Raw genomic sequence first — 18,564 nt, 5'->3', positions numbered from 1 at the left:
CGGCGGCGGGGCGGCGGCGGGGCGGCGGCGGCGGGGCGGCGGCGCCGGGGCGGCGGCGGCGGCGGGGAACCTACGGTTGGGGGGGTACGTCCGATCGGGATGAGATTCGCATCGACGGCCGTCACGGCGGTCGCGCTCCTGGCCGCGCTCCTGACCGGTTGCACCAGCGTCGACCGAGCCCCCACCGCCACCCCGGCCCAACCCTCGGCCGCCACCGCCACCAGCCCGGCCGCCCCGGCCACCGGCACCTCGCAGCCGACCACCGCCCCCACCGTCAGCGCCGGGGCCGGCGGCGTAACGCCCCAGGTGACGCTGCGAGCCTCCGGCGGCTTCACCGGCCGCGGTGACGTCATCGTCGTCGAACCGAACGGCCAGTGGACCGTGACGGACCGGGCCGGCAGCCGGCGCACCGGTCGGCTCACCCCTGCCGACCAGGGCCTCCTGGCGGGACTGGCCGCCGACCCCCGGCTCTCCACCGAGGCGGGGCAACCGACCACCGCGACCAACTGCGCGGACGTGATGCACTACCGCCTCACCGTGGGCAGCAACGAAACTGGGTACGCCGACTGCCCGGCCGAAGGGCCCCCGCCGCCGGCTACGCAGGCCCTGGTCAAGCTGCTGCTGCGGGCCACCGGCACCTATACCAGGTAGTCCGGGGGCAGGCCGGTGCCCCGCAACTCCGCCGGAAGGTGGGCGACGTCGTTGACGGCGATCAGGTTCGGCGGGCCGGAGGGGCTGTACCGGATCACGGTCAGCCCTGCGTTGTGCGAGTTCAAGCCCAGCCACCGCTGCTCCGGCGCGTCGAGGGCGTGCCGCACCAGCCAGCCGATCAGGAAGGTGTGCGTCACCACCAGCTCGCGGACCGGCTCGTCACCGGCTGTCGCCTCCGTGGCCGGACCGGCGAACCGCCGCACGGCCGCCGCCGTCACCTGCGGCCCGTCGACCCGCTGGGCCGCCGAGAACTGGGCCAGGAACTTCGCGTACGCGGGCGGCAGGTCGGTCGGGTCCGTGTCGTGTGGAAGGTGGTCGCCGGCCAGTTCCGTCTCGTACACCGGAACATCGGGCAGTGACTTGGCGATCAGCTCGGCGGTCTGCGCGGCCCGGCGCAGCGGCCCGTGGTGGACGGCGGCGAACCGGTGGCCGCGCAGGCGTTCACCGAGCAGGGTGGCCTGCTGCCGGCCGCGCTCGGACAGGCCGGTGTCGGGCTCCTCGGCAGTTGAGCCGGTCAGCTCGGTCAGGTCCCGCTCGGCGTGTCGGGTCAGGTACAGCAGTCGGGTCACCATGGCAGCCACCTCAACACACCGGGAGGCACGGTCGCGACCCGGTGCCTCCCGGCCCCGCACATGTCGGCTCAGTCGGCCCGGCCGGATGCCGCTCGCGCGAAGGTGACCGACACCCACAGCCAACCGGCCGACACCGCCAAGCCGAACGCCACCATCACGGCCGGTGCCGGTCGGACCATCAACGTGACCCAGGCCACCGCGAAGAACACCCCGGTCACCAGGCTGTACACGGCTCGACCGGGTGCGCCCTGCCGCGCGGCCCGCCAGGCCGCCAGCACCGTCGCCGCGATCAGCGACACGAAGGCGACCGCCGCCACCAGGAAGTGCAGGCCCCCGTGCCAACTGATCTCACCGGCGCCCGGAGGCGTACCGGCCGGGAACCCGTCGGCCGGATCGGCGCTGAAGATCGCCGCCCCGACCAGGCCCAAGCCGTACACGGCGAGCAGTCGCGGCAGCCAGACCGACCCGTCACCTTCGCCGGTACGGCGGCGCAGCGCGGCCGCGCCCAGTACACAGAGCACGCCGCTGACCAGGAACGTGACGATCTGGATCCAGCCCAGCTCGCCGGTGCTCAACACGCTGACCGGGTGCCGGCGGAAGTCGAAGCCGTCCCGCGTCGACGCCTGCACGATCGCCGAGGCGGCGAAGATCGGGCCGGCGAGCACCCCGCCGATCAGCAGTGCGCGGTCCCGGCCGACAGCCGCCGGCCGGACCACTGGAAGAGACGCGGCCTGGCTCATCGCCCGCCCCCTACGCCCGCGGGAACATCTGGCCGATGCGGATCTTGTTTCCGAACGGGTCCCGGATGCCGAAGTCGATCCCGTACGGGCGCTCGGTCGGCTCGTCAGTGATCTCGACGCCCTTCGCCACAAGATCCTCGTGCGTCTTACGGGCATCGTCGGTGGTCATGAAGAGATACCCGCCGAGGGCACCCTTGGTGAGCAGCTCCCGGACCTGCTCGGCGGTGGCCGGGTCCAGCGCGGGCGGGCCGGGCTTCTCCAACAGGATTTCCCGCTCCGGGTCGCCGGGCAGGTTGACAGTCAACCACCGCATGAAGCCGAGGTCCTGATCGGTGTTGACCTCCATGCCGAGCTTGTTGACGTAGAAGTCAAGCGCGGCGTCCTGGTCGAGGACGTAGATCTGGGAGCGGCTGATCGCGTTCATCGTCATGCCCATGACGTTAGAGGTCGACCGTGACCTGCGGCTTATCCAAAACTGCTGGGTCGGGTCCAAGCTTTGGTGAAGCACGACGGCACGTTGGCCGGAGCGACGCGCTGACGCCGGAAATCCGAGGGCGACTCCCCGACGATCTGCCGGAAGGTTCGACTGAACGTGCCCAGGCTGCCGAAGCCGACGGCGTAGCAGATGTCCGTCACGTCCCGGTCGGTCTCCACCAGCAACGCCATCGCCCGCTCCACCCGCCGGCGCTGCAGGTAGCGGTGCGGGGTCTCACCGAAGGTGGCCCGGAAGGTACGGATGAAGTGCGCCTGCGAGACGAGCGCGATCCGGGCCAACGCGGGAATGTCCAGAGGCTCGGCGTACGCCCGGTCCATCGCGTCCCGGGCGCGCAGCATCGCCCGGTTCGACTCCTCCACCGCGCGACTCATCGGCCCCCGCCCGTTAGTTGTGTCCCTTGGCCTTCTCGACCTCGTCCATGTCCACCACCTGCATACCCCGCCGACCTCGGCGACGCGCGTACGGGCGCTCATCGGGCGACAGGAGCGCCTCCAACTCATCGGAGTAGGGAACGTCCCGGCTCAGGATCGCCTCGAACTCATCTGAGTGCGCGGCGCAGCGGTCGGTGATGCCGTGGCGGTCGCCGGCGCTGATGGTGTAGGTCCGCACGGGAATTGAAGGGTTCCGGCAGACGTCGCATACGTTGATCTCGATCCGCACTTGCAACCCTGTCTGATCAGTTCCTAACATCTCCCACTGCTCGGTGCTGAGAGGTGGGCATGACCGCAAGCAAGCTCGTGGACCCGGATGAGTTTATTCGCTGGTACGGGGAGGGGAAGACCTACTCCTGGATCATGGACGAGTACCGGCGCAAGTACGGCCTGCAGATCGGCAGCGGAACCATCTCCAACTGGCGCCACCAGCTCGGGATCAAGAAGCGCGCCGTACGCGACAGCAAGCTGATCCCGTGGGCGGTGAGGCGCGAGCACCGTGCCAACCACATCCTGCAGATGCTGCGCACCGAGGCTCGCCACCGCGCCGGCGAGCCGGTCCCGCCCGATCGGCTGAAACAGCTCCGGGGCTGGCTGGACAACCTGGCCGAGCAGGATGCGGTCGCTCACTACGAGCCGGACACCCCGCAGGGCTGGTGGCTGGTCCCCCGACGCCCCGGAGTCGACGAGGACCTGATCCGCGAGCCTGGCCTCGTTACCCGATCCCGCGGCTCCAGGAGCTAGCGCAATCTCTGGCGTGCGTCCGAGGATCGGCTCACCGATTCAGCTCACGCTCCGGGCAGTCGGCGTACAGCCAAAAGCTCCTTCCAACAGCATTCCTGTCACGGTCGCTGGCGGCAGCCTTTGCAGGGCGGCGCGGCTTCCCTGGCGCCTGCATACTTCCACTCATGGATCGCAGAACACAGCGGATGACGTCCGGCGCCGCTGTGCTCCTGGTTATGGCGCTGGTGGGCGGCGCCTCGTGGCACTTCCTCGACAATCTGGAGGGCCGCCTCCAGGAGAAGGTCGGCGACATCGTCGACCTTCGGGAGAGCCCGCTGCACGAGAGCGCAGTGGCTGACGCCGCGGAGAAGGTCGACAGAGTCCTCTTCCGGTTCGAATACGACCACCTCTACCAGGCGGACAAGTACGCACACTCCGCGGGCCAGCACCCCGACGTCAAGGTCCTCGCGATCACCGGCGAGACGCACTGGCAGACCGGCGTGACCCTGGTGCTCCAGGTGACCGGTCATGGCGTGGAGATCGGCGCGGATGGCTCAAAGATCAAGGAACGCGACGAGCACATCTGCTTTCGTCTCCAGCTCGGCCCGGAGAACGACACCCGCGACGACGACATCGCATGCCCGACGGGAGCTTCCGTACCGGTCACCAAGGACCCGTCGCTCACCGGCATCGATGACCGCCTGAAGAGCGCCCTGCAGTCCGCCGGCTCGAACGAAGACGCCGTCCGCGCGGCGCTCGTCGGCCTGCAGCTCGACCCGGCGATTCGCCAGGACGTCGGCGCGAGGATCGGCATCGTTGGTGTCGGTTTGCGAGCCTCGCAGTACGACTGCATCCTGGCCCGCATCACCTCAAAGGGAGCGGAGCTTTGGCGGCCCGCGCACACTCAGCTAGCCCCGGGCGAAATGAGCTGCACTGCGGAGACCGCCTTGAGCAGCGCTTTCGGGAAGTACCCGCACTGACACAGAGTCCAGGTCGGTGATCTGGGCTCTGTGCCGAGCGGCCTGATGGGATCGAACCGTCGACCTGCGCATTACGAGTCGGCTCCGCGCCGCTGGTCCACCACCTGGCCCTCGTCCCAGGAATGCGCCCCCGTCCGCGATCGTCCGCTCATGCTCGCTGGTTTGGCTGCTCGAGGTTGACAGCTCTTGCCGGCGTCAGTCGTGCCAGGCTCGGGGGCACCGATCGGCGCTGTCACGTCGACCCGCTGCCCGGCCACTACCGGATCCGCCTCGGGATGTGCCCAAAGATCTTGATGGCCGATCGCCGAGTCGTCCATCCGCCAGCCTTGCCTCTAGCCCACGCCGGAGCGGGGTGCGCCCACCGGAGACACGCTCCACGAGTGTGGAGCTCAGAGCTCCTGCAGCCCGAGACACGACGCTTCCCCATGGGGCTGGAGCAGAATGCCCTTGATGATCGCTGTCGTGCGGATCGGCAGACAATCGTTGGCTTTCTTCGTTATGGCAGGAATGACGGGGCGGCCGACCCGATTAATCACCGGCGATATTCGGCCAGCCTGCAAGACCTTTTCTGCATCGGGCACGCATCGGGCACGCCGACGTCTCCATCCCGAAGGTTGATTGTCCCGTCCCGCTTGAAGTGGCACCTGGTGGCGAGTGCTGAGCTGCGGTCGTTCCAGGTGCGCCCGGACAAGATCGAGGTTAGCTGTCCGGATCTAAGTGGCACTTTCGGCGATGGGCTTGGCTGCCGTTGCTCGACCTGATCCCGGCTGGATCAGAGGCGAATACGTAGGTAGGCCCGGTCATCGAAGCTCACCTGTCCGGGCAAGATCGCCTTGGTGCCGGCAAGCTCCGCCACGCACCAGGGGTCCTTCGCCAGGAGCAAGGCAAGCTCTGACTCGGACGCGGCCAGTGTCGCGCCGATGACCGGATAGCCGTCGCTGGCAATCACCAGTTCGTCGATGCCATCGGGCACCGGATGCACGACCACCAACGACGGAGGAACGGGCCGCCCATCGATCGCGGCATATCCATATGGCCCGATGCTGTTGCGCATGGCACCCTGCCGCCCGGTCAGAGCTCGCGCCGCGAGTCGCCCTGGGTCCGCTTCCACCACCCGATCCATGCTGATTGTCCCGGCAGCGGCCTCCGCAGCGAGAACCGCAGCCCGGAACGACGCAGCGACGCGGTCGACAAGTTTGCGTGGCTGCCCGACCGACGCGGGGAGTCCGTTATAGGAGAAGCCGACGTCACCGATCTGCCAGATCTCCCGGCGCGCTCGCGAATAGACGGTGACCGCCGCGCTCGGCCGCTCGGCTGCTGTCAGCCCAGGGCCGAGGCGGGCCGCCAGTTCCGAGGTCATGGCCGCAACCGCCCGATGCGGGTCAACGTCGTGCGGCAGTTGCTGCACAGCGTCCCGGCAAGCCGCCATAGCCCACCATCCACCCGCCGCGCTCCCGTAGCGCCGGCCACTCACATCCGTAGCACCGTCAATGACAGCCGCATGCTCGGCGGTCACGACGATTGAGTCCTCGCAGACTTGCGGATCGCCGGACTTGCCCAGCACGAACTGCTCCACGATCTCCACAGTCTGATATTTCCCTACGACACTGGACCGCCTCGAGCCGGACGGTGCCAACTCGGTCCGGACGGTGCCACCTCACCCTAGAGCGGCAGTCTCCCTTCCGCGGCGAGGGTGGCGAGCAGTTGCGACAGGTGAGGGATATTGCTTTGGGTCGATGTTCGGCCGAGCGGCGGTTGACCGTGATTGTCCCCGTGGGGCCATCGTTTACCGCCCCTTGTCGCACGTAGATCGCACGTCCAGGCACGCCCACAAACCGCGCGCTGTTGCCATCCTGTCTGCCGCCGACCCGCCCTCCTGGGGAGCGGGGCCGCCGCCCGGCCCACCACGTCAAGGCGGCCTTGACGCACGTTCGGACGCTGGCGGGCCGGGTGGTTCTGCTCGGCGCGCCCGGGTCGCCGGCTGGCGGGGTGGCCCTGCGGCATTGAACGTCGCCGCATGGTTCTCAGCGCGACGTGCGCGCCGGTCCTGGTCCATCGCAAGAACCTGGAGCGGCCGGGCCTTCCTCACCAGTCTCAGCCGCTCCTTCGCCCGGCTCCGGGAAATCGCCGGCTTGTCTGGTGTCCGCTGCGGCACACCGTCGTATCGCTGCTGATGGAGCTGGGTGTACCGCCGCACGTCGTGCAGGCCATCGCCCGGCACGCCGACGTGAAGATCACGCTCAAGGTCTACGCCCACGCCAACCTCGACGCGACGCGTCAGGCGCCCGGCAAGCTCGACGGGAAGCTGTCGTGAGTGCCGTTGCTGTCAACCGGTCGACTCACGGCTTTGCCCGTCGGGAAAAGCCTGATGGAATTGGAGCCCCCGGCCGGGATCGAACCGGCGACATCTCGCTTACAAGGCGAGTGCTCTGGCCAGCTGAGCTACAGGGGCGCGTGCGTCGAGGTCAGCATAGCGACTGACGTCTGGTTATCCCGATCGCGAGGCCTCCCGAGCATGGGAATCGTCAACAACCCGACGCATGCCGGCTTGACGTGGCGTCGATTGATGTCTGAGCGTGCCCGAGTGACCGGAATGCGTAGGCCGCCTGTCGGGATGGGCCGCCCCCAGCCTTGGCAGCACGGGCAAACGCGTTTACGGTTCACTCACACGGACGACGACCGGGCGCCCCCGCGACCGGGCCGCCGTCCGCTGACCGGCACGGACACGTGCCGGTTGCTCCTTCACTCGGATCGTCCGGCACGTTCCTGCCGGTGAAAGGAAGCGCTTCACCATGGCTACGGTCACCTATTCCAAGGCGTCCCGGGTCTACCCGGGCCAAGAGCGTCCCGCCGTCAACGAGCTGGACCTCGAGATCGGCGACGGCGAGTTCCTCGTCCTGGTCGGCCCCTCCGGTTGCGGTAAGTCCACCAGCCTGCGGATGCTCGCCGGCCTGGAGGACGTGGACGCCGGTTCGATCTACATCGACCAGCGTGACGTCACTCACCTTCCCCCGAAGGCCCGCGACATCGCGATGGTCTTCCAGAACTACGCCCTCTACCCGCACATGACGGTGTACGAGAACATGGCGTTCGCCCTCAAGCTGCGCAAGACCTCCAAGTCGGAGATCGACCGGCGGGTCAAGGAAGCGGCCGGGCTGCTCCAGCTGGAGGAGTACCTCAGCCGGAAGCCGAAGGCGCTCTCCGGTGGTCAGCGTCAGCGTGTCGCGATGGGCCGGGCGATCGTCCGCGAGCCGCAGGTCTTCCTCATGGACGAGCCGCTGTCGAACCTCGACGCCAAGCTCCGTGTGCAGACCCGTACCCAGATCGCGTCGCTGCAGGCCAAGCTGGGCGTCACCACGGTCTACGTCACGCACGACCAGGTCGAGGCCATGACCATGGGTCACCGGGTCGCGGTGCTGCTCGACGGTGTCCTCCAGCAGGTGGACACCCCGCGGGCGCTCTACGACACCCCGGCCAACGTGTTCGTCGCCGGCTTCATGGGCTCTCCCGCCATGAACATCAAGACCGTTCCGCTGAACGAGCGGGGCGCCGAGTTCGCCGAGCTGAACATCCCGCTGACCCGGGAGCAGGTCGCGGCGGCCCGCGCCGAGGGTGGCGACGGCAAGGTCACCGTGGGCTTCCGCCCGGAGGACTGCGAGCTGGTCAGCCCGACCGAGGGCGGCATGCCGGTCGTGGTCGAGCTGGTCGAGGACCTCGGTTCGGACGCCAACGTCTACGGCCACGCCGCGCTGGGTGGCAACTCGGAGCGCTTCGTCGTCCGCACCGACCGGCGCAACATGCCGAACATGGGTGACACCGTGTTCGTCAAGCCGGTCGCCGGTCGCAGCCACGTCTTCCACGCCTCCACCGGCAGCCGGATCTGACGTAACGTCGTACCGACAGGGGGCGGTCCGCTTCGGCGGGCCGCCCCTTCGGCGTCCCCCTGCGGAGCCGGCGCCCTGATCGGCATCGCCGCCGTGCACCAGCGGCTGACCTGACGCCTGGACGGCGAGCGCGGGCCGCTCTGGTTGCTCCCGACCGTACTGCTGATGGCGTTTGCCGGGACGCTGCTCTTCGTCGCGTGGACCCACCAGATCTGACCACGAAGGCGCCCTCCCGCGCTCGGCGGGAGGGGGCCTTCGTGGACGTTGCTCTAGAGCTCGACGGAGCGCCGGCGGGCGACCTCGGCCAGGGCGACCGCCGCCGCCACGCTGGCGTTGAGCGACTCGACCTCGGAGATCATCGGAATGCTGACGGTCAGGTCGCAGGTCTCCCCGACCAGGCGGGAAAGACCGCGCCCCTCGGATCCGACCACCACCACCAGCGGACCGACCGCGGCCTCCAGGTTGTAGAGGTCGGTGTCGCCGTCGGCATCCAGGCCGACGACCATGAAGCCAGCGTCGCGGCACGCCTTCAGCGACCGGGTCAGGTTGGTCACCTGCGCCACGGGCACCCGCGCGGCCGCGCCGGCGCTGGTCCGCCAGGCGGTCGCGGTGATCCCGGCGGCACGACGCTCGGGTACGAAGACACCCTGCGCGCCGAACGCGGCAGCCGACCGGATCACGGCGCCCAGGTTGCGCGGGTCGGTGACACCGTCCAGCGCGACCAGCAGCGGAGCCTGCTGCTCCAGGGCAGCGGCGACCATGTCCTCGAACGGCTGGTACGCGAAGGGCGGCACCTGCAGGCCGACGCCCTGGTGCAGCACCCCGCCGGTCATCCGGTCCAACTCGGCGCGGCTGATCTCCAGGTTGGCGATGCCACGGTCGGCGGCCGTCCGGATGATCTCGTTGATCCGGTCGTCCATGTCGATGCCCTGGGCGGTGTAGAGCGCCGTCGCCGGCACGTTGGCGCGCAGCGCCTCCAGCACCGGGTTACGCCCGACCAGCAGCTCAGGAGTGTCCTTGGACGGGTTGGACTTGCGGCCCGGCGTCACCCGCGGGCCGGACCGCCCGGTGGGCTTGCCACCCCGTCCGCCGGCGGCACCCCGACCGACCGGTACGCCCCGACCGCCGCCCCGGCCCCAGGTGGTGTCCTTGCTGCCAGGCTGACCGATCTTGGGGGCACGCCCCTCCTCGGCTGCCGCGCGGCGCTCCTTGTCCTGCTTCCAGGCGGTGCGCTGGGGCAGCTTCTCGGTGCCCGAGTAGCCCTTGTGCCACGGCCGCTCGTCGGCGGGCAGGGTGCGACCCCGACCGGCCAACGAGTCCTTGTTCTTGCCACCGGAGCCCTTGGGGGCGCTCGCCTTCGACGTCAGTCGCCGGCCACGGCGCTGCGAGTTGCCGGCCATCAGTCCTGCTCTCCAATAGTCCAACGGGGGCCCTGGGGGGTGTCCTCGACCACCACGCCGGCCAGCTTGAGCTGGTCACGCACCGCGTCTGCGGCGGCCCAGTCCTTGCGGCCCCGCGCCTGCGCACGCTGCTCCAGGGCCAACGCGATCAGGGAATCCACCACGGCGCGAAGATCGTCCGATGGGGCGCCACTGGTCCATGCCGGGTCGAGGGGGTCGATCCCGAGGATATCCAGCATTGCCCGCACTGCGGCCAGCGTGGTGCGGACGGTCACATCGTCGCCGGCGCTCAGCGCGGTGTTGCCGTCCCGAATGTGCTGTTGCAGCACGGCCAGCGCGGCGGAGGTGTTGAGGTCGTCGTCCATCGCCGCGACGAAGCCGGCGGGCAGGTCACCGAACTGCCCGGCACCGACCCGCTCGGCGGCCCGCTGCACGAAACCCTCGATCCGCCGGTACGCGGTGGCCGCGTCGCGCAGCGAATCCTCGGAGTAGTCGATCACCGAGCGGTAGTGCGCGGCGGCGTAGTAGTAGCGCAGCTCCACCGGCCGCACCCCGAGCGAGTCCACGTACGCCAGGCCCAGCGCGTTGCCAGCGGACTTGCCCATCTTGGCCCCGCCGATGCTCAACAGCCCGTGGTGCACCCAGTAGCGGGCGAACGGCAGCCCGGCCGCCTGGGACTGGGCGATCTCGTTCTCATGATGGGGGAACGTCAGATCCAGGCCGCCGCCGTGAATGTCGAACTCCGGGCCGAGGTAGCGCCAGCACATCGCCGAGCACTCGATGTGCCAGCCCGGACGGCCCAGCCCCCACGGCGAAGGCCAGTAGGCGTCCGCCGGCTCGTCCGGTTTGGCGCCCTTCCACAGCGCGAAGTCGCGCGGGTCCCGCTTGCCCCGATCCGGGGCGTCCCCGGCGGACTGCATGGCGTCCGGAGACTGACCCGACAGCGACCCGTACGCCGGCCAGGACGCCACGTCGAAGTAGACGTCGCCCGAGCCGTCACTCGCCGGGTACGCATGCCCGTCGGCGATCAACTTCGTGATCAGCTCGTGCATCTCGGGGATGTGCCCCGTGGCGCGCGGCTCATAGGTGGGCGGCAGCACGTTCAACGACCGGTAAGACTCGGCGAGCAGCAGCTCGTTGGCGTACGCGATCGACCAGAACGGACGACCCTGCTCGCCCGCCTTGACCAGAATCTTGTCGTCGATGTCGGTCAGATTGCGAATGAAGTTGACCTCGTAGCCGGCAGCCATCAGCCAACGGCGCAGGACGTCATAGTTGACACCGGAGCGAAGGTGACCGATGTGCGGCGGGGCCTGGAGGGTGAGACCACACAGGTAGACCCCCACCTTGCCGGCTTCCCGCGGGACGAAGTCCCGCACCGATCGGGTGGCGGTGTCATACAGGCGTAGCGTCACCGTACAAGGGTAGCTGTCCGTGCCTGTCCGGGTCCGCCGGTGCCCGGGTCGTACGCTGCCAGGCGTGGATGCGACCGCACGCTCCGGTGGCTCCGGTGACCCGCCAGCCAACGCCACCACCCCCGCCGACCCGGCCTTCGGGCCGGCTGACGCCCGTGTGGGGCGGGCTGACGCGGCTCTCGGGCCGGCAGACGCCGGTGTGCGGCGGGCTGACGCGGCTCTCGGGCCGGCAGACGCTGGCGCAGGACGGGCTGACGCTGTTGCTGGGCGGGGCGGGGAGACGTCACAGACGTTGGACCGGGGGTTGCGGCTGCTGCACCTGGTCGCCGACGCCGCTGGCGGTCTGACCGTCACCGAGGCCGCGAATCGGCTCGGCATCGGCCGGGCCGCCGTCTACCGACTGGTCAGTGCCCTGACCGCGCACGGCATGCTGCGCCGCGACGGAGAAGGTCGGCTGCGCCTCGGGGCCGGGTTGCTGCACCTGGCCCGCCGAGCCCAGCCGCTGCTCGCCGAGGGTGCGCTCCCCGCGCTGCGCCGCCTCGCCGAGCAGGCCGGTGCCACCGCGCATCTGACCGTCGTCGAAGGTGGAGAGGGCGTTGCCCTGGCCGTGGTCGAGCCGAGCTGGACGTCGTTCCACGTCGCGTACCGGGCCGGGGCACGGCATCCATTGGACCGTGGAGCTGCGGGCCGGGCGATCCTGGCCGGTCGAGCCGGGGTGGCAGAGGCGGTCAGCAGCAGCGGAGAGTTGCAGGCCGGGGCGTACGGGGTGGCGGCCCCGGTGCTCGACGTACCCGGATTGGAGGCCAGCGTAGGCGTGGTCGCGCTCGCCCCACTGGACGTCGACACAATCGGCCCCCAGGTGCTGGCCGCCGCCCGAGCCATCACCACCGCCCTCAGCTGACCCCCGGCCGCCGCGCCACCCGACCGCCGCGCGCCACCCTCAGCGCCGCACGCCGCACGCCCACCCGACCTCACGGCCACGCGCCACCCTCAGTGCCTCTCCCGCGCCCCCATGGCTTGATCGACTCGGGTTCATGGAAGTCGCGGTATCCCAGGGCCAGCGACCACGCGACTTTCAGAAATGCGAGTGGATCACGGCCCGTCGACAGCCCGAATGCCCGGTTGGTCGATTGCTCCGGTCGATGACATAGCACGACCGGCAGGCGGATTCGTGGTTGTCCACAGGGCCGGCGGCACGTGCGGCGCGGCTTGTCCACAGGGGTTTCGCTGGCCAGTCGGTGGCCGGCAGGCTGCTCGACATGCCACCACGTCCGCATCGCCCCGATGCCCTGACCTGGCAGGTCTTCCGCGGCTCCGACGCTGTCCGGGGCGGCCTGCTCACCGAACATCAGCTGCGCAGTTCCGCCTGGGTGCGGTTGCGCCACGACATCTACGCCGATGCGCGGCTGGACCGGGACCACGCCCTCGCGTGTCGCGCCGCCCTCCTCCGGCTACCGCCCGGAGTCGTGGTCGGCGGCCCGTCGGCCGCCTACCTGCACGGCGTCCAACACGCTGCGAGCTTCACCGACGATGTCCACGTCATCGTGCCCCGATCGCTGCGGGTCGGCCCACAGCGCGGCCTCAGCGTGCACGTCAACGCCATCACCCCGCTCATGGCGAGCGAGGCGTCGGAGCCGACCACGCCCTCCCCAACCACAGAACGACCACCAGACACCCGACGAACGCCCGATCAAGGACGACCACCAGACACCGGACGAACGCCGGCCGCACACCGACCGCCAGGCGCTGGACGATTGCCCGCCCCAGGGCGACCGCCAGGCGCTGGACGTCCACGTGATGCAGCGCGACCTACGGGAGCAGGACGCCCACCTGCTGGCCTGATGTCGCCACGCCCAGCACCTCAGCTGTCCCGCGCGGCCGCAGTGCCCGTCAGAGCAGGCGGCATCGTGACGGCCCACCCTGACGACGGGTGGGCGGCGGCCAACCCGCTCTGGTCCACGGAGCGGGATCTTCCCATCCCCCGGTCCGACCCCGGGCGGGCCGCCTGGGAAACGGCTGTCTGGCTCGACCCCGTCCGGGCTGTCGCCATCGTCGACTCGCTGCTCCGGCAGGGGTTGGCCGAGCGCGACCCCCTGGCAGCCATGGCGGCCCGCAACGCCGACCGGCCCGGTGGGCGACGAGCGCGCTGGGTCTTCGACCTGGCCGACGGCAGAGCCGAGTCTCCGCCGGAGTCGCACCTACGCGTGCGGCTGGTGCTGGGTGGGCTGCCGCGCCCAGCCGTTCGACATCCGGTACGCCTGCCCATCGGCCTTGTCCTGCACCCCGACCTGGCCTGGCCGCAGTATCGGGTGGCCGTCGAGTACGACGGGAGGTGGCACTCCGACGCAGCGCAGCCGCACCGCGACCGCCGCCGGCTGAACCAGCTGGTCGCCGCGGGTTGGCTGGTTCTGCACGTGACCAGTCGACGGCTGCACGGCGAGTTCCCCGCAGTGCTTCGAGAGGTGGGCGACGCGCTGGTCGGCCGCGGGTGGCGACGGGGGTCGCCCACATGACCACGATCATCTCGGGTTCCTGGAAACCGCGCCGTCCTCCAGGCACCGACACCACACCTTCACGGAGCCAGAACGTCCGCTATGGCGATGAATTTCGCCACCTAGGCACGCGCATCGGTCACGTCGACACGCGCACCGAAAGCATCGACACCGACAGCATCGATTCCGACACTGGTCGCATCGACACCGGCTACCTCCACCCGGGCACCGAGGGCAGCTGGAGCATCGAGAGCGGCGGCACTGTTCGTCTCGACAGCCAGACCTGCGAGCGCGGCCGGCAGGTCGGCCATGCTCGACACCTCGGCGTCGGGCGGGCCACCGGGTGGGCGAGGCAGACCAAGCCGGTTCAACCACACCGATCGCAGGCCGGCCCGCCGGGGTGCGACCACGTCGTGCTCCCAGGAGTCGCCGACGTACACGATCTGCCCGGCTGGCACGCCGGCCGCCGCGACCACGGCCGCGTAGAACTCCGGGTCCGGCTTTTTGGGCAGGCCGTTCTCGTGCGCGTACAGCTCGAAGGTGAACTCGCCGGTGAGCCCGCACCGTTCGGCGCGGCTGTTGCCGTTGGTGGCGAAACCCAGGGTGTACCGGTGGCGCAGCGCGGCCAGCACCGGTGGCACGTCCGGGAACGGTCGGGTGAGGGCGAACCGGCGGGCGAAGAAGATATCGGCAATCTCGTCCAGGTGGTCGGCCAGCGCGGCGCGGGTCAGCGACCGGGCCAGCGCGGCACGCCGGATCTCCATCACCGGCGCGGCCCTCAGCTCGCCGAAGACCGCATCCCAGTCGGACTCCAGCTCGGCGAGCGTCACCCCGGCCGCCGCCTGGGTGCGCCGCCGCATCTCGTCGAGGACGGCCACCAGCCCGCCGGTCACGGCGGGACGCAGGTCCAGCAGCGTCTCGTCAGCGTCGAACACCACGGTCGTCAGCACGACGCCACTCTCTCACCGACCGCCAGCCGTTTCGCGCAGCGACCAGACGAACCACAGGACCGCCCGGGACCACCCAGGACCTCATCGACCGTCCAGCGCCAGCTCGGGATCGGGCGTGACCGGCTCCGGTGTGGCAGTCGAGGGCGGTCGACGCAGCTCGTCGAGGCGTACCAGGGCGACGCCGGCGACGATCAGCACACCGCCGAACAGCTGCCAGCCGGTGGGCAGCTCGTTCAGGAAGAGCCAGGCGATCAGCACCGCGAAGAGCACCTCGGTCAGACCGACGAAGGACGACAGTCGGGGTCCGAGGATCCGGGTGCCGGCGATGCCGGCGAGGTACGCGATGACGGCGGCCACCAGCGAGAGCCCGGCGATGGGCACCAACCAGCTGGTGGGCCGCCCGGCGAAGGTGACCTCGCCGAAGGTCGCGTGCAGCGGCAGCAGGCCGGTCAGCCCGATGAGGAACAGCACGGCGGCGCCGACGGCCATCCCACCGCTGGCCATGGCGACCGAGGGCAGCCCGGGGTCGACCCGGCCGGCGAGCACGAAGTAGCCGGCCAGGCCGAATGCGGCGCCCAGTCCCCAGAGCACGCCCACCGGGTGGAAGTCGGCGGTGCCGGCGAGGTCGAGCACGAACACCAGCCCGGCCAGTGCGGCCACCGACCCGGCGACGGTGAGCCGGCGGGGTGGCTGCCCGTGCCGCAGCCACATCCAGACCACCACGAGGATGATGCCCAGGTATTCCAGCAGCAGCGCGACACCGACGGGTAGGTAGCGCACGGCGTTGAAGAAGCACACCTGGGCCAGCGCCACCCCGAGGAGCCCGAACAACCCGATGGCCGTGGCGTTGCTCCGCAGCACGTGCCATCTGCCCCGCAGCGACAGCAGAGCGGGGATCGCCAGCACCAGGGCGGCCACGCCGACTCGGGCGATCACCGCGGACTCGGCCGACCAGCCGGCGTCGATGAGCGATCGCGCGAAGGTGCCGGAGGTGGCGAAGGTGACCGCGGAGAGCAGCGCCAGCCCGACGCCGGCAGCAGGTCGTGAGTGCATGTCGCGCTCCTCGCAAACGGCACCGTGTCATGAGCAAACTATCCTTGTGCTGATGACGCTAGGCGGAAGCCATGACAGGAGTCAAGATGCTGTTCGCTCATGACACCGAGTGCTCGCTGATCGCCGCCGCGGCGCTGGTCAACACCGCAGGTCGAGACGGTGAGCTGCTGCCCGACGTCGCGGCGCTGGACGCGTTCTTCATCCGCCACTCCTACAGCGGCAGGCACGAGCACACCGAGGCCGAACTGCAGTCCGTCCGGGAGTTGCGGCCCCAACTGCGCCGCATCTGGCACGCCGAGCCACCCGAGATCGTCGCGGTCGTCAACGGCCTGCTGCTGGAACACAAGGCGTTGCCCCAGCTCATCGAGCACGACGACGAGCCGTACCACCTGCACGCGGTGCCCCGCGACGCGCCGCTGGCCACCCGGATCGCCGTGGAGGCCGCCATGGCGATGGCCGACCTGGTTCGTACCGGCGAGCTGAGCCGGCTGCGGATCTGCGAATACCCGGACTGCGACAACGTCGTCGTCGACCTGTCCCGCAACCGGTCCCGGCGGTTCTGCGAGGCCGGCTGCGGCAACCGCGCGGCGGTGACCGCCTACCGCGCCCGACGGGCCGCCGGCCGCTCCTGACCGATGGTCGCCCACCCCTCGGCCCGCACCTCGTACTCCACCTCGCCCTGCTCGGTGCCCGGAATCGGGTCGTCCCACTGGAGGTGGAAGGTCCGCACGTAGTGCAGCCCGGCCTTCACCATCACCCGCCGGGACCGTTCGTTGACCGCCATCGTCTCGGCCCAGACCCGACTCACCCCGACAATGTCGAAGGCGTACCGGACCAGCTCCCGCGCACCCTCGGTGGCCAGCCCTCGCCCCCACGTCGCGCGGCGCAGCCGGTAACCCAACTCGGCCTCGGTGCCGTCCTCCGACGGGTCCAACGCGAACCAACCGAGGAACTCGCCGGACTCCCGATCGTGCGCCGCCCACCGACCCAGCCCGGGATGCCTGTCGTACTGCGCCAGCAGCCTCGGCAACTGCTCGTCACGCACGGTGGCCAGCGGGGTCGCGACGCCACCGGTGAGGAAACGCATCACCTCGGGATCGCTGTCCAACTCGACCAGCACGTCCACGTCGGCCATGGTCAGCCGCCGCAACCGCAGCCGCTCGGTCCCCGCCGGATACTCCGCCACAGGCCGGATCATCCGCCTTGCCCAAGGACCCCGTCGAGCCGTTTACCCGACCGCCGTCGCGGGCGAGGCGGTCGCGTCAGCGCGGGGTCGCGGCCACGAAGAGCCGCCAGGAGTACGCGTCGACAACGAGCACGGGCCCGTCCGAGTCCTTGCTGTCTCGCACCCCGACCACGTCCCCAAGATTCGTCGCCACCTCGACGCACTGGTCGTTGGAACCACTCCGGCTGCTCTTGCGCCACCGGGCTCGGGTCAACTCCACGACTCCGCCACTTCCCTCAGCAACTCGATCGACTCCTGCGGCGGCAACGCCTGCCCGAGGGTAGCTTCCCAGGTCCGTTGTAGACGTAACAGATCCGCAGGCCGATCGAGTTCTTGGCCGCCGATCTGGCCACCAAGATAGGCAAGATCGCTATGGTCGGCCACGGTGGCGAGGATGAACGGGCCGTTCAGGCCGGGATACTCCTCGGCCGAGCGAGGCACCACGTGGAGCTGAACCCGGGGATGCTCGGTCGCCAGGCGCGCCAGGTGCAGAGCCTGCTCACACATCACCTTCCGGCCGCCGACGCGTCGCCTCAGCACCGACTCGTCAAGCACCGCGACCACGTGCGGCGGGCGATCCCCGTAGAGGACCTGCTGACTGTCCATCCGGTCAGCCAGACGACGCTCCACCTCGTCGGCATCGAGCAGTCGATCGGACTCGAAAATGGCGCGGGCATAGCCTTCGGTTTGCAGGAGTCCGGGGACGTGCAGCGGGTCAAACCATCGCAGTGCCCGGGCCTCCGCGAGGATCGCACGCCAGCCGCGTAACCAGACCTGGGCCTTGTCCAGGCTGACCAGTTCGGTGGACATCCGGCCGAAGAGGCCGCCGGTGTCCAGGGCGCGGTCGACGAGTTCCAGGTACTTGGCCGTGGGCGGCTGCTGCCCCAACTCGACGGCGCTGACCATCGACGCCGAGTAGTTGACCGCCTTGGCCAGCTCATCCTGACTCCAGCCGCGCCGAGCCCGCGCCCGGCGCAGCTCCGCGATCAGGAACGCCGCCGCCGTCATCTGTCCATCGGCCATGCCCAGCCACCCTCCAACCCGCCGACGATCAACTCCAGCCGACCACCAGAGCCGGCGCGGCCTGCGAACAGGGCAGCTACGACAGGTGGGCTGAACCCTTCCGACCGTAGTCGTCCGATCACCAGACTGTGAAGTGCGGCACCGCTCCCCGTCCCCCGGGCCGGCGGCGCCGTACGGGGCCGCCCGATCTCCCGCGCCGGGCGGTCCCACCCCAGACCAGCGTGAAACGCGACGCGCTGCGCGCCAAGGCAACCGACCGACCGCGCAAGATCGCACTCGATCGCGGAAACAGTGGGGTCCTGACGCGCAGAAACCACTACATCCTGGATCGAGCACGATCAGCACGGCGTCGCCGCCGTGACGCGGGGCGGGGGCGCGGGGCCGGGGGCGGGGCGCAAGGCACGCGGGGCGCGCGGGGACGCGGGGCGCGCGGGCGCAGGGGCGCAAGGCACGCGGGGGGCGCGGGGAC

Annotated in this window: 21 protein-coding genes, 1 tRNA gene and 1 pseudogene; 8 read left to right on the top strand and 15 right to left on the bottom strand. The window is 70.2% G+C overall.

Annotation, left to right across the window (positions count from 1 at the left end; translation table 11 throughout):
- The first annotated feature begins 99 nt into the window (after positions 1-99).
- Positions 100-651: a hypothetical protein gene (locus V6U86_RS33070; protein WP_334510441.1), complete on the top strand. Its 552-nt coding sequence runs from the start codon at positions 100-102 to the stop codon at positions 649-651.
- On the opposite strand, the gene V6U86_RS33065 is transcribed toward V6U86_RS33070, so the two are convergent.
- The 5 genes from V6U86_RS33065 to V6U86_RS33045 all read right to left on the bottom strand — a co-directional run bounded on the left by V6U86_RS33065 (position 639) and on the right by V6U86_RS33045 (position 3,128).
- A complete protein-coding gene (locus tag V6U86_RS33065) occupies positions 639-1,283 on the bottom strand; it encodes a histidine phosphatase family protein (protein WP_334510439.1) in 645 nt (214 codons plus the stop codon). The two genes, V6U86_RS33070 and V6U86_RS33065, sit on opposite strands and share 13 nt — an antisense overlap.
- Before the next feature lie 68 nt (positions 1,284-1,351).
- Positions 1,352-2,023: a DUF998 domain-containing protein gene (locus V6U86_RS33060; RefSeq protein ID WP_334510437.1), complete on the bottom strand. Its 672-nt coding sequence runs from the start codon at positions 2,021-2,023 to the stop codon at positions 1,352-1,354.
- Positions 2,024-2,033: 10 nt separating this feature from the next.
- Positions 2,034-2,453: a VOC family protein gene (locus V6U86_RS33055; RefSeq protein WP_030327852.1), complete on the bottom strand. Its 420-nt coding sequence runs from the start codon at positions 2,451-2,453 to the stop codon at positions 2,034-2,036.
- 35 nt (positions 2,454-2,488) lie between these two features.
- Positions 2,489-2,890, bottom strand: a complete 402-nt coding sequence (locus V6U86_RS33050; protein ID WP_334510433.1) for an AraC family transcriptional regulator — start codon at positions 2,888-2,890, stop codon at positions 2,489-2,491.
- Positions 2,891-2,903: 13 nt separating this feature from the next.
- The gene (locus V6U86_RS33045; RefSeq protein WP_334510431.1) at positions 2,904-3,128 is read right to left on the bottom strand and encodes a hypothetical protein; all 225 of its coding nucleotides are present in this window, start codon (positions 3,126-3,128) and stop codon (positions 2,904-2,906) included.
- A 110-nt stretch (positions 3,129-3,238) separates the two neighbouring features.
- Here V6U86_RS33045 and V6U86_RS33040 point away from each other — a divergent pair, with 110 nt between their 5' ends.
- Positions 3,239-3,694, top strand: coding sequence for a hypothetical protein (locus V6U86_RS33040; protein WP_334510429.1), 456 nt, complete (start codon positions 3,239-3,241; stop codon positions 3,692-3,694).
- A gap of 185 nt (positions 3,695-3,879) precedes the next feature.
- The gene (locus tag V6U86_RS33035; protein WP_334510427.1) at positions 3,880-4,653 is read left to right on the top strand and encodes a hypothetical protein; all 774 of its coding nucleotides are present in this window, start codon (positions 3,880-3,882) and stop codon (positions 4,651-4,653) included.
- 772 nt (positions 4,654-5,425) lie between these two features.
- Here the strand turns inward: V6U86_RS33035 and V6U86_RS33030 are convergent.
- Positions 5,426-6,238 (bottom strand): hypothetical protein, encoded by an 813-nt coding sequence (locus V6U86_RS33030; protein WP_334510425.1) that lies wholly within the window; start codon positions 6,236-6,238, stop codon positions 5,426-5,428.
- 432 nt (positions 6,239-6,670) lie between these two features.
- On the opposite strand from V6U86_RS33030, the gene V6U86_RS33025 reads away from it, so the two are divergent.
- Entirely contained in the window at positions 6,671-6,967 is a 297-nt protein-coding gene (locus V6U86_RS33025) for a hypothetical protein (protein WP_334510422.1), read from the top strand.
- Positions 6,968-7,028: 61 nt separating this feature from the next.
- On the opposite strand, the gene V6U86_RS33020 is transcribed toward V6U86_RS33025, so the two are convergent.
- Positions 7,029-7,105: transfer RNA gene (locus tag V6U86_RS33020), tRNA-Thr, on the bottom strand.
- Positions 7,106-7,445: 340 nt separating this feature from the next.
- Here V6U86_RS33020 and V6U86_RS33015 point away from each other — a divergent pair.
- Positions 7,446-8,537, top strand: a complete 1,092-nt coding sequence (locus tag V6U86_RS33015) for an ABC transporter ATP-binding protein (RefSeq protein WP_334510420.1) — start codon at positions 7,446-7,448, stop codon at positions 8,535-8,537.
- A 269-nt stretch (positions 8,538-8,806) separates the two neighbouring features.
- Here V6U86_RS33015 and rlmB read toward each other — a convergent pair whose 3' ends face one another.
- Together rlmB and cysS are read right to left on the bottom strand one after the other, a co-directional pair.
- A complete protein-coding gene (gene rlmB, locus V6U86_RS33010; RefSeq protein ID WP_334510418.1) occupies positions 8,807-9,937 on the bottom strand; it encodes a 23S rRNA (guanosine(2251)-2'-O)-methyltransferase RlmB in 1,131 nt (376 codons plus the stop codon).
- Positions 9,937-11,352 (bottom strand): cysteine--tRNA ligase, encoded by a 1,416-nt coding sequence (cysS, locus tag V6U86_RS33005; RefSeq protein WP_334510415.1) that lies wholly within the window; start codon positions 11,350-11,352, stop codon positions 9,937-9,939. Before cysS ends, rlmB begins: the two co-directional genes overlap by 1 nt.
- Positions 11,353-11,551: 199 nt before the next feature.
- On the opposite strand from cysS, the gene V6U86_RS33000 reads away from it, so the two are divergent.
- Positions 11,552-12,253, top strand: coding sequence for an IclR family transcriptional regulator (locus V6U86_RS33000; protein ID WP_442935044.1), 702 nt, complete (start codon positions 11,552-11,554; stop codon positions 12,251-12,253).
- A gap of 550 nt (positions 12,254-12,803) precedes the next feature.
- On the opposite strand, the gene V6U86_RS32995 is transcribed toward V6U86_RS33000, so the two are convergent.
- On the bottom strand, positions 12,804-12,944 hold the full coding sequence (locus V6U86_RS32995) for a hypothetical protein (protein ID WP_334510413.1): 141 nt from the start codon (positions 12,942-12,944) through the stop codon (positions 12,804-12,806).
- Positions 12,945-13,259: 315 nt separating this feature from the next.
- On the opposite strand from V6U86_RS32995, the gene V6U86_RS32990 reads away from it, so the two are divergent.
- Positions 13,260-13,865 carry an endonuclease domain-containing protein gene (locus V6U86_RS32990; RefSeq protein ID WP_334510411.1) on the top strand — a complete coding sequence of 202 codons (606 nt, stop codon included), beginning with the start codon at positions 13,260-13,262 and terminating at the stop codon, positions 13,863-13,865.
- Positions 13,866-14,089: 224 nt separating this feature from the next.
- Here the strand turns inward: V6U86_RS32990 and V6U86_RS32985 are convergent.
- Both V6U86_RS32985 and V6U86_RS32980 read right to left on the bottom strand, forming a co-directional pair.
- A pseudogene (locus V6U86_RS32985) lies at positions 14,090-14,794 on the bottom strand (HAD family hydrolase); the annotation flags it as partial.
- Between the two features lie 81 nt (positions 14,795-14,875).
- Entirely contained in the window at positions 14,876-15,847 is a 972-nt protein-coding gene (locus V6U86_RS32980) for an EamA family transporter (RefSeq protein ID WP_334510408.1), read from the bottom strand.
- Positions 15,848-15,933: 86 nt separating this feature from the next.
- On the opposite strand from V6U86_RS32980, the gene V6U86_RS32975 reads away from it, so the two are divergent.
- Positions 15,934-16,479 carry a CGNR zinc finger domain-containing protein gene (locus V6U86_RS32975; protein ID WP_334510405.1) on the top strand — a complete coding sequence of 182 codons (546 nt, stop codon included), beginning with the start codon at positions 15,934-15,936 and terminating at the stop codon, positions 16,477-16,479.
- Here V6U86_RS32975 and V6U86_RS32970 read toward each other — a convergent pair.
- The 3 genes from V6U86_RS32970 to V6U86_RS32960 all read right to left on the bottom strand — a co-directional run bounded on the left by V6U86_RS32970 (position 16,446) and on the right by V6U86_RS32960 (position 18,095).
- Positions 16,446-17,033, bottom strand: a complete 588-nt coding sequence (locus V6U86_RS32970) for a GNAT family N-acetyltransferase (RefSeq protein WP_334510403.1) — start codon at positions 17,031-17,033, stop codon at positions 16,446-16,448. The two genes, V6U86_RS32975 and V6U86_RS32970, sit on opposite strands and share 34 nt — an antisense overlap.
- A gap of 76 nt (positions 17,034-17,109) precedes the next feature.
- The gene (locus V6U86_RS32965; RefSeq protein ID WP_334510401.1) at positions 17,110-17,292 is read right to left on the bottom strand and encodes a DUF397 domain-containing protein; all 183 of its coding nucleotides are present in this window, start codon (positions 17,290-17,292) and stop codon (positions 17,110-17,112) included.
- Positions 17,283-18,095: a helix-turn-helix domain-containing protein gene (locus V6U86_RS32960; RefSeq protein ID WP_334510398.1), complete on the bottom strand. Its 813-nt coding sequence runs from the start codon at positions 18,093-18,095 to the stop codon at positions 17,283-17,285. Before V6U86_RS32960 ends, V6U86_RS32965 begins: the two co-directional genes overlap by 10 nt.
- Between the last annotated feature and the right edge of the window lie 469 nt (positions 18,096-18,564).

It is taken from the genome of Micromonospora sp. CPCC 205558, from assembly GCF_036902955.1.
Lineage (GTDB): Bacteria > Actinomycetota > Actinomycetes > Mycobacteriales > Micromonosporaceae > Micromonospora.
The sequence above is the reverse complement of the archived record's forward strand: the minus strand, read 5'-3'. Positions and strand labels throughout refer to the sequence as shown.